Origin of the sequence: Thalassobacillus sp. CUG 92003, from assembly GCF_013618635.1 — a bacterium.
In the GTDB taxonomy this organism is placed as follows: domain Bacteria; phylum Bacillota; class Bacilli; order Bacillales; family Halobacillaceae; genus CUG-92003.
The window spans coordinates 199,256-212,597 of record NZ_JABLSJ010000003.1 but is presented as its reverse complement, the minus strand read 5'-3'; the positions used below and the strand labels follow the sequence as shown (position 1 = coordinate 212,597).

The window sequence follows — 13,342 nt, the reverse complement described above, 5'->3', positions numbered from 1 at the left end:
TTTATATTTCACATTTTGATCCAAGTCGTTAATGGCCGGAGTTTTTTGAGACGCCGCCCAGTCGGTTCAGCAAACGAGAGCTTTCGCCGTTGAGTCCTATGAACTTCACTTGGATGCCATTTTGCAGGAATTTTGATTCTACATTATCTAGTGCGCCGATTGCGGAATCATCCCAAAGGTGAGAGTCACTTAAGTCGATTTCTACTTCATCAACAGAGTCTTTGAATTCTATTTCAGATAGAAAATCCGTGACCGAAGCGAAAAACAGTTGGCCCTGCACGTAATAAATCCGCTTGGTTCCTTTGTTGACGTATAAAGAAAGAACGCGTACTTTTGATATTTTTACAGCAAAGAATATCATGCTCAGGACGACGCCGGCTAAGACGCCGTAAGCCAGGTTATGAGTCAGCACGACAGTGAGCACTGTCACAACCATAACCGCTCCATCGGATACCGGAACTTTATGAAGGTTTCTGACCGAGCTCCAATCGAATGTGCCGATGGATACCATTATCATGACGCCCGCCAATGCCGCCATTGGAATTTGGACGACAACACCCCCAAGAGCAATGATCAAGAACATAAGGGTCACACCAGCTACTAGAGAGGACAGGCGGCCATTTCCCCCGGATTTAACGTTAATGACGGACTGGCCGATCATGGCACAGCCTCCCATTCCTCCAAAGAAACCCGTAACAATATTCGCAATGCCCTGTCCGCGGCTTTCTTTGTTTTTATTACTTTCCGTATCGGTCATATCATCAACAATTGCCGCGGTTAACAACGACTCTAATAATCCGACAATCGTTAATGCCAGGGCGTAAGGGAAGATGATCATTAAGGTTTCAAAGGTGAGCGGAATGCTCGGCAAAGCGAAAAGCGGGAGTGTTTGTGTTAACTCTCCCATATCTCCGACGGTTCGAACACCCATGTTCATAGAAATTGCTATTGCTGAAACGACAACGATGGCAACCAGTGTGGAAGGAATCGATTTTGATATTAAAGGAAAAAGATAAATGATGGCTAATGTCAATCCGACTAACGCATAGATGACCCACGATTCATTCTCAAAGTGTTGAAGCTGTGAGGTGAAAATTAATATGCCTAATGCGTTCACAAATCCCACCATAACGGACCGTGGAATGAATTTCATGAATCGGGCAAGCTTGAACGTGCCAAATAACACCTGTAAGATTCCCGTCAATATCGTGGTAGCAAGCAAATACTCAATACCATGTTCTGCTACCAATGTTATCATAACTAAGGCCATAGCGCCGGTCGCCCCGGAAATCATGCCCGGCCTGCCCCCAACAAAAGCAATAACGAGTGAAATACAAAAGGAAGCGTACAATCCGACCATCGGATCGACTCCGGCAATGATAGAAAAAGCGATGGCTTCCGGGATAAGCGCTAAGGCGACCACAATGCCGGAGAGAATATCGCCTTTCAAGTTCCCGAACCATTGTTCTTTGATGGCTGAAGTTGACATAAATACCCTCTTTCTTGTCTTTATTTAAGACTACTGAGTCTCGCAGCAGTCGTATAGTAAAATGGGTTCGTTTTAAGGTTTAGTTTATAATCGTCTATAACAGACTATAATAGATTATAAGATAATGATATGAATTGCAATGGGTATTTTTCTGTTAAGCGTTTACATGAACAAGAAAATTACAAATCCGTTTATGGAAGGCGGTTAGCGTGGTCAATTCGAATTCATTTGACTGGTTGGTGCATTAATTGCCGGGGAGAATGTATTTGAGATATTTGAGCAAACAGTATACACTATTAGTACATACTTCAGTTAAAGGAAGGTCTATTTATGGAACATGAGCAAGAAATTATGACGGTGTCCCAAGTGGCTGAATATCTTCAGATCAGTGAAGTCACTACATATAAATTAGTGCAAGAAGGACGGATCCCTGGGTTTAAAATCGGTCGTCATTGGAGAGTTCGTAAAGAAGACCTGAGAGAATATATCGGTAAACTCAAACATGGAGAAAATCTATAGAAGAACAGGAAAAAGAGCATTGAATCCGGATTTCAATGCTCTTTTTTTTGCTTTGAGGGCATATCATGCATAATAGCGGTACGCTTAGGTCCTCTTTTTAAGAGTTTTGACGAAATGGAAATATGTGGCAGATCAGCTTGCGAACTAGAATAAACAATGGTAGTATTCTAGATACTATTAAACGAAAGGACTGATGGGTGGACAATGGAAAACTAACCTATTTTTTAACGTTTGAAATAGTATATTATTTCAGATTGCAAAATTTAGGATTAGTCTGCCCATTTTTACATCCACATCTAAGGTAAAGCGTAGTGGCTCTTATTTGAGTAGAGCAAAAAATGTGATGTGACTAATCCTTCCAAACAAGTTGGGAGGATTTTTTTATTCTCCCTCAATAAGAAGGGTGATACAGATGATCGAAATCATGCAGGTGCAACATGCGAAAGTTGAGATGCAGGATCAGACTATTTTTGAAAATATAAATGCGAATGTGCAGCAAGGCGATATTATTGGCATTATCGGTAAAAATGGGGCAGGCAAATCCACGTTGCTGCAATTATTAAATGGTGACTTTCCTCCAACGGCAGGCCACATTAAACATTTACACGATGATTTAAGAATAGCGATGGTTGAGCAGGAAACCGAAACATATCGCTTTGGTGAAGTTACGCCTTTAGAGGAATCCCTTTTAAAGAAGTGGAAGGTGCCACTCCGTAATTTTTCAGAGTTAAGTGGAGGTGAAAAATTAAAAGCGCGCCTTGCACGGGGTCTGGCAATAGATACGGACATTTTATTGTTAGACGAACCAACCAATCATCTAGATGCTCAGAGTTTAGAGTTTTTCATAAAACAACTCAACAGCTACAAGGGTACCGTTATTCTTGTCTCCCACGATCGTTATTTTCTAGATAAAGTTGTGACAAAGATATGGTCAATCGAAAACCAGGAACTTATCTGTCATAGTGGCAGCTACACAAGTTACATGCAAATCCGTGAACAAAGAAGGCTTGCTCAGCAGCGTACCTATGAAAAACAACAAGACATGATCGCTCGAATTGAAAATCAAATGGATCAATTAACGTCCTGGTCGACCTCAGCGCATGCGCAATCTACTAAGCAGGAAGGTGAAAAAGAATACTATCGAGTAAAAGCTAAACGAATGGATTCCCAAGTTAAATCTAAACAAAAGCGTCTTGAAAAAGAACTGGACAAAATGAAAGTCGAGGCCCCTCAGTCTGAATACGACGTTAAGTTCTCATTAAAATCGCATAATAAAATAGGGAAGCGATTCTTAGAGGTTAAAGATCTAGAAAAATCATTTGAAGGTACCCCATTATTTAAAGGGGCTCATTTTACGATTCAGCGTGGTGAAAAAGTGGCAGTGACCGGCCCGAATGGGAGTGGTAAAACGACTTTTTTGAATATGATCAAAGGAGTAGAACCCGTATCCAAAGGAGAAATATGGGTTTCCCCATCAGCAGATATTGGTTATTTAACGCAAGACGTGTTTGACTTACCGCTCGATCAAACGCCTCAACAATTATTTGATAAAACGACATTCGAAGAGAGAGGGCATGTACGCAACTTAATGAACCATTTGGGTTTCTTGACATATCAGTGGACAGAGCCGATTGAACAGATGAGCATGGGCGAGCGGATTAAATGTAAGCTCATGAAATTTATCCTTGAAGAAAAAGACGTCCTCATATTGGATGAACCGACGAACCACTTAGACTTGCCTTCCCGTGAACAACTTGAAGACACCTTAGCTCAATACAATGGCACGCTATTAGTCGTGTCCCACGATCGTTATTTTCTTGAAAAAACAACGGACGTGAAGCTTATTTTTTCGGAAAATACCATTCATAAGCAATTGACTAGTCATACGTCTTCAGTCAAAAGAGATGTTGAAGCGGAAACGCGATTGACGCTTGAGACAGAACGCCAAGAAGTATTGGGAAAGCTTAGCTTGATGACGCCTAAAGATAAAGAATACGAGGAGCTTGACCTAAGATTTATAGAACTCACGAAAAAAATAAATGAGATGAAAGGATGAGGTGTAGAGTTAGGGCGATGATCCATAAGGGATTGTCGCTTTTTTTTATAAGAGCAGCCTTTGAAATGATTACACTAATTAAAAGGTGAAACTAGTTTGAGCGGAGAAGTGTTTAACAGTTGACAAAAGAAAGGTGGATAAAATTATGGTTCAAGCAAACGAAGTATTATTGGATCAACTGTTAGCTAACGCCAATGACCCTAGTTGGTATGTCTCTTTCCAGGATTCAGTTGAAAAATTGTCAGAAGAAGACGCGTTTTGGAGTCCAAATGAAAATAGCCACTGTATCGCTGAAATAACGCAGCATCTGATTTATTGGAATGAAACCTGGCAAGTCAGATATCAAAACGCCCACGTCAAAGCTGTTCCGCGCATAGAGGATAATAGCAGTAGTTTTTTGATTCCTGAGGCGAAAACGTTCATTGAGTTAAAAGAACAGCTTCTTAATGTGTTACTACAATGGCAAAGCTTACTTAGAGAAGAAAAAATCAATAAAGAAGTCAAGGGGATTCCGGTCCATGCTGAATGGTGGGAGATCATAGGAAATGTAACGACACATAACGCCTATCACATTGGCCAGATAGTCTACATTCGCAAGCTGCAGAAAAGTTGGGAAGCATGAAAAGCGAAATAAATGAAGGGAAGGGTGCAGTGATGATAAAAGAGGTGTGACCGACGATAAATGAGCGGGGAGCGACGACACGTGATTTCGGAGCGATGCAATCGAGGGTATAGGAAGAATAATGTGAAGGTATGGAGGTCCGAGTCAGAGAGCACTAGTTAAAGGGAGAACTTCCACATAGTTGCATATCACGAGGGATAAATAAATGAGCGCAATTCGGCGGACCGGAATTGCGCTCATTTAATGAGTTAATTGTCTGCATGCCAAGCAGGAAGCATTTTATTAAGCGGTTTATCCTGACGATAGCCCAACACATATTCCGCTTGCATGATGGTATGGATTTCGCGTGTTCCTTCATAAATGACGGGGGCTTTTGAATTGCGGAGGTAGCGTTCGACTGGATACTCGTTCGAGTAACCGTAGGCCCCGTGGATTTGAACAGCATCGTCGGCAGCTTGGTTTGCGAAGTCACAGGCTTGCCATTTTGCGAGAGAGGTCTCGCGTGTATTGCGGACACCCTTATTTTTTAATTCGCCGGCACGATAGACGAGCAGACGGCTCATCTGCAAGCCTGCTTCCATCCGGGCAATCATTTGTTGGACGAGCTGATGTTTGCCGATTTCTTTACCGAATGTTTCACGCTCGTGGCAGTAATCGACGCTTGCTTCCATACACGCCATGATTTGGCCGCAAGCACCGGCGGCAACGGTGAAACGGCCGTTATCTAGGGCGGCCATCGCTATTTTAAAACCGTCACCTTCTTCTCCGAGGAGATTCGATTCGGGAATTCTGACGTTATCAAAAAATAACTCCCCTGTATTGCCGGCGCGAATCCCGAGTTTCCCTTTTGTGGCTTTAGACGAAAATCCTTCGCCCGTTCTTTCCACGATGAACGCCGAGATGCCGTTGTGTTTTTTGCTTTTATCGGTATAGGCAAAGACGAGGAAGTGATCAGCAGAGTCGCATAGGGAAATCCACGTTTTCTGCCCATTCAGGATGTAATCATTTCCGGATTTTTTGGCCGTCGTTTGGAGCGCCACGACATCGGAGCCTGCGCCAGGTTCGGTCAAAGCAAATGCTCCTACTTTTTCTCCCTTTGCCTGCGGAATTAGGTATGATCGCTTTTGGTGTTCTGTTCCCCATTGGAGGAGCGTCATGCTGTTAAGCCCCGTATGAACAGAGACCGCTGTCCGGAAGGCCGTATCGCCCCGTTCTAATTCTTCACACACAATGGCTAAAGCGTTGTAGTCCATGCCGCTTCCGCCGTAATTCTCTGGTATACAAACACCCATGAGACCTAAGTTGGCCAGTTTCGATAAAACACCTGTGTCAAAATGCCCTTTCGCGTCCCATTCCCCGATAAACGGCATGATTTCTTTATCTACAAAGTCTCTGACCGTTTTTCGCAGCATGCGTTGTTCATCACTGAATTCAAAATTCATGCAAAACACTCCTTAAATCGTATTCGTTTTCCTTAATTCATCAATCACGCTTTGTTCGTACCCTAACGCTTGTAGAATCTCATCGGTGTGTTCGCCTGGATCGGGAGGATGGCGCTTCACCTTGGTGGACGTTCGAGAGAGCTTTAAGGGGCTGCCGATCATTTTCACCCTGCCTGCTTTGGGGTGTTCAGCTGAGACGAACATGTCTCGGGATTTCAATTGGGGATCTTCTTCCAAGTCCTTCAGCGTTTGAATGGGGCCGAATGGGATGTTGGACTGCCTGCACGTGTCTTGCCAAACGCTTGTCGGCTGCTGGGAAAAAGCTTGTTGCAGGATGGCGGTGAGTTCAGTTCGGTTGGCTACGCGGTCCGGATTCGAGCGGAATCGCGCCTCGTTGGCTAATTCAGGACGGTGGATCATCTCGCAGAGTGAAGCGAATTGCTGATCGTTCCCAATCGCGATAACCATTTCCCCGTCTTTGGAGCGAAAGGTTTGATAGGGGGCGATGTTGGCGTGATGGTTGCCAAGTCGTTCAGGGATGTGCCCTGACATTAAGTAATTGCTTCCTATGTTAATGAGCGCACTTACAGCTGAATCATATAAGGAGAGATCAATTTTTTGCCCCTGGCCTGACTGAGTTCTCTCGAGCAAAGCAGCCTGAATGCCGATGCAAGCATACAGCCCTGTTAAAATATCGGTGATGGCGACGCCCATTTTCTGGGGGCCGGATGCTTCATTTCCTGTGATGCTCATGAATCCGCTCATCGCCTGGATGATGAAATCGTAACCAGGTAAGTGCTTATAAGGGCCGGTTTCGCCAAAGCCCGTGATGGCGCAGTACACGAGGCGGGGGTTGATGGTTTTCAACGCTGTATAATCCAGGCCCAGGCGTTCCATGGTTCCTGTTTTGAAATTGTGGAGGATGACGTCACTTTTAGCCGCGAGTTTCTCTATGATGGCTTTGCCTTCCTGCGATTTTAAATTGACGGTAATGCTTTTTTTATTTCGGTTGGCGCATAGGTAGTAGGCACTCACACCTGCCTGGAAAGGCGGCCCCCATTTTCTGGTCTCATCACTACCGCCAGGTGCCTCTACTTTAATGACATCGGCACCCAGGTCTCCCAAAATCATCGAACAATAAGGCCCCGCCAGCACCCGAGTCAAATCCAAAACCCGCACCCCCTGCAAAGAAACCGTCACATCCCTCACATCCTTTCTATCTTTATTGACGCGTACCTGGTACCAAATCATGTTTTTCAAAAGAGCCGGGTGTGCCATGTTTGCTCATGGCACACCCGGCTCTTTTCATTTTGCTCTTTTGGTACCAGGTACGCCTCTTCCGCCCTCTTCCTCTTCTTCACACTTCTTCACGTGCATGTTCATTCCGGTACAGTTTATTCGGTGGAGTGGGATTTTATGATGGGGATGGTTGGTCGGGTGGATGGTGAAATAACGCTATCATGAAATGTGTTTTTGCTTAATAGGATAGAACAATGAGCCAAACCAGACATACATGAATATGACATGACTTAATTGTGATTTGGGGGATGGAAGGATGACGTATGGATCTGAGCAAGTGAATAGTTTACCTCCTTATCTGTTTTCCATTTTTCAGCAAAAAAAGAAAGCGCTACAGCAGCAGGGTATAGACGTGATTGACTTAGGGATCGGTGCACCGGATTTGCCGACGCCTTCCTTCATTATTCAACGATTAACTGAAGAAGCGCATAAACCGGAGAACCATAAATATTCTCCTTATGGAGGGTGTCTGGAATTTAGACAAGCTGTAGCTGATTTCTATCACAAGCATTACAACGTAAGGCTTGATCCGGAAACAGAGGTTCTGACGTTGATCGGATCGAAGGAAGGAATCGCTCACATGATCAGTGCAGTCATCAATCCTGGCGACGGGGTCCTGATTCCTGACCCTGGCTATCCCGTTTATGAATCGGCTGTTCATCTTGCGTATGGACGAGGCATTCCACTTCCTTTGGATGAGAAGAAGGGTTATGCACCCGCGTTTCATGCGGTTTCACGTCCTGATTTGGAGCGATCGAAGCTGATGTTGTTAAATTATCCGAGCAACCCGACTGGTGCTACGGTAGAGTTGGACACGTTCGATGAAGCGGTTGCCTTCGCTAAAAACCATCATTTTTGTGTGGCGCATGACGCTGCGTATGACCTCGTGACATTTGCTGACTATCAGGCACCAAGCATTTTGCAAGTGCCGGGAGCAAAAGACGTCGCTGTTGAATTCGGTTCATTATCGAAAAGTTTCAATATGACGGGCTGGCGCATTGGTTACGTAGTGGGCAACGCGGAGCTCATACGTGCCTTATCTACGGTGAAAAGCAACATGGATACGAGTCAGTTTTTACCGATTCAAAAAGCGGGCGCGACTGCATTAAACAGTGATTTTTCCTGCGTGACAGCCAACAATGCAATCTATCAGAAGCGGATGGAGACGATGCATGCAGCTGTGGAAGAAATGGGGATGAAAGCGGAAAAACCGCGCGGCACATTTTTTCTTTGGGCAAAGGTTCCAGACGGGTATTCATCCCAGGCATTCGCAGAAAAAATGCTGGACGAGGCAGGAGTCATTCTTACGCCGGGAACAGCCTTCGGAAAGCGCGGGGAAGGGTATGTGCGCATCTCACTATCTGTGCCTTCGAACCGGTTGAATGAAGCTGCGGACCGTATGAAACAGCTGAAGTCAGGAGGGGCGCCGTGATGAAAAATCATGCCTGGTTAACGAGCGCGGCTGCTATCGTGGCGTGCATCAAGCTGGAAAAGGTAACGAAAGTGTTTTGTGTGCCAGGGGAGAGCTATCTCCCTGTTATGGATGCGATTCGTGATGAACCTGCAATCGAGCTCATTTCCAACCGGCACGAAGGTGGCGCATCGTTTATGGCTGAGGGCTATGCCAAAGCAAGCGGAAGAACCGGCGTTGTTATGGCGACCCGGGGAGTGGGGGGCTCCAACCTTGCTATTGGTGTTCACACAGCCTACCAGGATTCGACGCCGATGGTTGTGTTTCTAGGACAGGTTCATAGCCAGTTTCGTGATAGAGAAGGATTTCAAGAGGTGGACGTGCCACGATTTTTCGATCCGATTGCCAAGTGGACGGTGGAAATACATGAGCCATCCAGGGTGCCGGAACTCGTGCAACGGGCTTTTCGCATCGCCCAAACAGGTCGCCCCGGCCCTGTCGTTGTTTCGTTACCAGAAGACGTATTGAAAAAACAGGCTGATATGACGTTTGGAAAACCTGTTGTGCGGCCGTCACCGCGTCCCAGTCAGTCAGAAGTAGCGGCGATAGAAAAGGTGCTTCACACCGCGAAGCGCCCATTGATCATCGCTGGTGGAGGGGTGAAATCGTCAGGGGCAGAAGAGGCGTTGCTTCAGTTTGCCGAGAAGTACACGATTCCGGTTATGGCCGCTTTCAGGCGGCATGATGTGTTTCCGAACCACCATCCGCTTTACCTCGGACATTTGGGGTTAGGGACACATGCGAACGTGTTAGGCTCCGTTCAAGAATCGGATACAGTGATAGCCATCGGAACGCGGTTGTCGGAGGTGACGACACAAGATTACAGCATACTGAGCAAGGATCAAGCACTTATTCATATCGACATTGATGATCAGACCCTGGGAACCGTTTTTTCGCCGGATGTGGGGGTTGTAGCTGATGCGGCAGAAGGCTTGACGTCTCTGTTAAGCATGACTCTTCCGTCGACTTGGGCTGACTGGGCCGGGGAGCGCAGACGGGAATATGAAGCGTCCCTGCGTGAAAAAGATGGCAGCTTGACTGCGATGCATCAGATGGTAACCATTCTCCAGAAGCGCTTACCGGCAGATGCAATCCTTACGAATGATGCCGGAAACTTTGCAGGCTGGCTGCATACGTATTATCAGTTCAAACAAAAGCACACCTATATCGGGCCCACTTCAGGGGCTATGGGTTACGGGATGCCGGCTGCATTAGGAGCTAAATTGGCATTGCCGAGTCGGACGGTCGTCTCCCTTTCTGGAGATGGCGGTTTCATGATGACGATGCAAGAGTTGGAGACCGCGGTGAGGTGCAACATCCCCATCATCAGCATTGTATTTAACAATCGCATGTATGGAACGATTCGGATGCATCAGGAAATCCATTATCCGTTTAAACCCATCGGAACGAGCTTAGGAAAGGTCCCATTTTCAGAAATGGCAGATCAATTAGGGGCTGCAGGTTATTACGTGCGCAGTCCGGATGAATTTGAACGGGCCATCCTTGAAGCGCTGAATTGCACCAAACCGGTCGTCATTGAAGTTGAAAGTGACCCTGAACAAATTTCACCGTCTTCGACCATTGAGCAAATAAGAGCACGTCAAAAATGAACGCATGTTAAGGAGGAACAACGATGAGTCATGATTTGATTAAAGTGGAGAAGCTGCAAAATTTCATAGATGGTAAATTGTTAGAGCCAGAGGTTGGGGAGCATACGCCTGTCATCAATCCCGCTACATTGGAAACGCTCGTCCAGGTGCCTTTATCTACTAACGAGGATGTGGCGGCGGCAACACAAGCTGCCAAAAAAGCGCAAAAGACATGGGCGCTCGTTCCAGCTCCACAACGAGCGGAAGTCCTTTATCGCGTAGGGAGCATGATGAAGGAACGGAAAGAGACCCTATCGCAATTATTGACGATGGAAAATGGGAAAGTGCTTGAAGAAGCGCGGGGGGAAGTACAGGAAGGCATTGACATGGCCTTTTATATGGCGGGTGAAGGCAGACGGTTATTTGGACAAACGACGCCTGCTGAGCTGAATGACAAGTTCGCCATGAGTGTGCGCGCTCCGGTGGGTGTTGTGGGGATCATTACGCCTTGGAATTTTCCTATAGCGATTGCGACGTGGAAGTCATTCCCGGCCATTGTTGCCGGAAACGCCGTCGTGTGGAAACCGGCTACTGAGACGCCTCTCATGGCTTATGAATTAGCCAAAATTTTCGAAGAGGCTGGTCTGCCTAAGGGCGTTGTCAATGTGGTGTTCGGCGCGGGTTCCACGGTAGGCGAAGCGATGATCGAGCAGGATGATATCCGCGTTATCTCATTTACGGGCTCCAATGATGTGGGCCGGAATATAGCATCAAAATGCGGGCAACGTTTGAAAAAAGTGTCGCTGGAAATGGGCGGCAAGAACGCCGTAATCGTCATGGACGATGCCGATCTTTCCCTGGCGGTAGAAGGGATAATATGGAGCGCATTCGGCACGAGCGGGCAACGCTGTACGGCATGCAGCAGAGTCATTGTGCATGACAGTTTAAAAGGGGAACTTGAAGCACGTTTGCAGCAGGAAATTGCAAAACTCACGATTGGAAACGGACTCGATGAATCGATTAAAGTCGGTCCCATCATTAATCAAGGCGGTTTAGAAAAAGTGAAAAGCTATATTGAAGTCGGGGTCCAAGAAGGAGCCAAATTATTGGCAGGGGGTTACGTTTTAAATGACGGGGAGCATGCCAAAGGGAACTACTTTGCTCCAACGTTGTTTACAAATGTAGACGCAAACATGCGGATTGCACAGGAAGAAATTTTTGGTCCGGTCGTCTCACTTATTCCAGTAAAGAGCTTTGAAGAAGCCATTGAGGTCAACAACAGCGTCGAATATGGATTATCCAGTTCAATTTTTACCCGTGATGTGAACAAAGTCTTTGCGGCTCAACGTGATTTAGACACCGGCATTGTGTATGTGAACGCCGGCACTACTGGAGCAGAAATCCATTTACCGTTTGGCGGCACAAAAGGGACGGGGAATGGCCATCGTGACTCCGGCGTCGCAGCATTAGACGTGTTTACGGAATGGAAAGCGGTGTACGTCGATTTCAGCGGAAAGCTGCAGCGGGCTCAAATTGATGTAGATTAGGTTTGGTAGTGGTCTTTAGGAATTTCGCTATGAGGGAGTGCAGTGTATGAAAGTAGCAGTTCTTGGATCGGGGTTAATGGGAAAAGAAGCGGCGCGTGATCTAGTCAACAGCCCGGGCGTCATTGAAGTCGGAATCGCTGATATCGATGTGAAACGAGCACAGCTTGTCTGTCAATCGCTTAACTCGCCGAAAATTCACGCGTATCAGGTGGATGCCGGAAACATGGCAGAACTCACCGCGTTTATTAAACAATTTGATGTTGTTATTAATGCCCTGTTTTACTCGTTTAACGAAACAGTGGCGCGGGCTGCGATTGATGCCGGTGTTCATTCAGTCGACTTGGGCGGTCATATTGGTCACGTCACGGATCATGTGCTGGAACTTGATAAAGAAGCGAAAGCAGCTCAAGTCACGCTCATCCCGGATCTCGGTGTTGCTCCAGGTATGATCAACATCTTATCGGGGTTCGGCGTGAGCAAACTTGATCAGGTCAACGCCATTCGTTTATTTGTCGGAGGAATTCCGGTGCAGCCGGAGCCCCCGCTTGAATACAATCATGTCTTTTCCATGGAAGGGCTGTTCGATCATTATACGGATCCTTCGACGATTATTAGGCACGGGAAAAAAGTGGAGGTTCCCTCACTTACTGAACGAGAGCCCCTGTATTTCGAACGTTTCGGACCATTGGAAGCTTTTCATACATCAGGCGGCACATCAACCTTATTGACGTCTTATCCGGATATTGACACGCTGGAATACAAAACAATCCGCTACCCCGGTCACGCCGAAAAGATGAAGTTGCTGGTCGATTTAAAATTAACGCGTAATGACTATGAAGTGGATGTGCATGGTGTGAAAATTAAGCCGCGTGAGGTGGTGTTAAAAGTTCTGGATCCAATCGTGGCTTTGAAGGATAAAGATGATGCAGTACTATTGCGTGTTCAAGTTGGAGGGAAGAAAGGCGGGCTCGGTACCCTCTATCAATATGAAATGGTGACGTACAAGGATCGTACGAATCAGGTGACGGCGATGGCTCGCGCTACGGCCAACACCATTTCCGTGGTCGCGCAAATGATCGGAAATGCCACCATTGCTAAAAGAGGCGTGTACCCGCCTGAACAAGTAGTGCCCGGCGATCTCTATATAGCTGAAATGGCCAAACGAGGAGTCATCATTTCTGAGAAACAACTTCCATCTTCCACCTAGAAACAAAATAGAAATAAACACAAAAATTCCGAACGATCCCTGAGATCAGTTCGGAGTTTTTGTATGCCAAGAAAGGCGCTCTCTTACCGCTCCGTCAAAAC

General features: G+C 46.4%; 10 protein-coding genes. 7 read left to right on the top strand and 3 right to left on the bottom strand.

The annotated features are described in order from the left end of the window. Nucleotides 1–28: 28 nt before the first annotated feature. A complete protein-coding gene (locus HOP45_RS05790) occupies nt 29–1,489 on the bottom strand; it encodes a SulP family inorganic anion transporter (RefSeq protein WP_181347972.1) in 1,461 nt (486 codons plus the stop codon). 330 nt (nt 1,490–1,819) lie between these two features. On the opposite strand from HOP45_RS05790, the gene HOP45_RS05785 reads away from it, so the two are divergent. From HOP45_RS05785 to HOP45_RS05775, 3 genes are all read left to right on the top strand, one after another. Then, entirely contained in the window at nt 1,820–2,008 is a 189-nt protein-coding gene (locus HOP45_RS05785; RefSeq protein WP_181347971.1) for a helix-turn-helix domain-containing protein, read from the top strand. Nucleotides 2,009–2,420: 412 nt separating this feature from the next. Beyond that, a complete protein-coding gene (gene abc-f / locus HOP45_RS05780; RefSeq protein WP_181347970.1) occupies nt 2,421–4,064 on the top strand; it encodes a ribosomal protection-like ABC-F family protein in 1,644 nt (547 codons plus the stop codon). Nucleotides 4,065–4,209: 145 nt separating this feature from the next. Next, nucleotides 4,210–4,686, top strand: a complete 477-nt coding sequence (locus tag HOP45_RS05775) for a DinB family protein (RefSeq protein ID WP_181347969.1) — start codon at nt 4,210–4,212, stop codon at nt 4,684–4,686. 248 nt (nt 4,687–4,934) lie between these two features. On the opposite strand, the gene HOP45_RS05770 is transcribed toward HOP45_RS05775, so the two are convergent. Together HOP45_RS05770 and HOP45_RS05765 are read right to left on the bottom strand one after the other, a co-directional pair. Continuing rightward, a complete protein-coding gene (locus HOP45_RS05770) occupies nt 4,935–6,128 on the bottom strand; it encodes an acyl-CoA dehydrogenase family protein (RefSeq protein WP_181347968.1) in 1,194 nt (397 codons plus the stop codon). A 12-nt stretch (nt 6,129–6,140) separates the two neighbouring features. Then, entirely contained in the window at nt 6,141–7,328 is a 1,188-nt protein-coding gene (locus HOP45_RS05765; RefSeq protein ID WP_181347967.1) for a CaiB/BaiF CoA transferase family protein, read from the bottom strand. A 355-nt stretch (nt 7,329–7,683) separates the two neighbouring features. On the opposite strand from HOP45_RS05765, the gene HOP45_RS05760 reads away from it, so the two are divergent. Genes HOP45_RS05760 through HOP45_RS05745 form a run of 4 tightly spaced genes read left to right on the top strand, consistent with a single transcriptional unit; the run spans nt 7,684 to nt 13,241 of the window. Beyond that, a complete protein-coding gene (locus tag HOP45_RS05760) occupies nt 7,684–8,859 on the top strand; it encodes an LL-diaminopimelate aminotransferase (RefSeq protein ID WP_181347966.1) in 1,176 nt (391 codons plus the stop codon). Next, nucleotides 8,859–10,508: a thiamine pyrophosphate-dependent enzyme gene (locus HOP45_RS05755; RefSeq protein ID WP_181348169.1), complete on the top strand. Its 1,650-nt coding sequence runs from the start codon at nt 8,859–8,861 to the stop codon at nt 10,506–10,508. The genes HOP45_RS05760 and HOP45_RS05755 overlap by 1 nt, the downstream gene beginning before the upstream one ends. A 23-nt stretch (nt 10,509–10,531) precedes the next feature. Continuing rightward, on the top strand, nt 10,532–12,034 hold the full coding sequence (locus tag HOP45_RS05750) for an aldehyde dehydrogenase family protein (RefSeq protein ID WP_181347965.1): 1,503 nt from the start codon (nt 10,532–10,534) through the stop codon (nt 12,032–12,034). Nucleotides 12,035–12,080: 46 nt separating this feature from the next. Then, entirely contained in the window at nt 12,081–13,241 is a 1,161-nt protein-coding gene (locus tag HOP45_RS05745) for a saccharopine dehydrogenase family protein (RefSeq protein ID WP_181347964.1), read from the top strand. The last annotated feature ends 101 nt before the right edge of the window (nt 13,242–13,342 follow it).

What these genes read in the sequence shown, in the direction of transcription:
- HOP45_RS05790 (WP_181347972.1), bottom strand. Translation starts at nt 1,489, where the DNA reads ATGTCAACTTCAGCCATCAAAGAACAATGGTTCGGGAACTTGAAAGGC.
- HOP45_RS05785 (WP_181347971.1), top strand. Translation starts at nt 1,820, where the DNA reads ATGGAACATGAGCAAGAAATTATGACGGTGTCCCAAGTGGCTGAATAT.
- abc-f (WP_181347970.1), top strand. Translation starts at nt 2,421, where the DNA reads ATGATCGAAATCATGCAGGTGCAACATGCGAAAGTTGAGATGCAGGAT.
- HOP45_RS05775 (WP_181347969.1), top strand. Translation starts at nt 4,210, where the DNA reads ATGGTTCAAGCAAACGAAGTATTATTGGATCAACTGTTAGCTAACGCC.
- HOP45_RS05770 (WP_181347968.1), bottom strand. Translation starts at nt 6,128, where the DNA reads ATGAATTTTGAATTCAGTGATGAACAACGCATGCTGCGAAAAACGGTC.
- HOP45_RS05760 (WP_181347966.1), top strand. Translation starts at nt 7,684, where the DNA reads ATGACGTATGGATCTGAGCAAGTGAATAGTTTACCTCCTTATCTGTTT.
- HOP45_RS05755 (WP_181348169.1), top strand. Translation starts at nt 8,859, where the DNA reads ATGAAAAATCATGCCTGGTTAACGAGCGCGGCTGCTATCGTGGCGTGC.
- HOP45_RS05750 (WP_181347965.1), top strand. Translation starts at nt 10,532, where the DNA reads ATGAGTCATGATTTGATTAAAGTGGAGAAGCTGCAAAATTTCATAGAT.
- HOP45_RS05745 (WP_181347964.1), top strand. Translation starts at nt 12,081, where the DNA reads ATGAAAGTAGCAGTTCTTGGATCGGGGTTAATGGGAAAAGAAGCGGCG.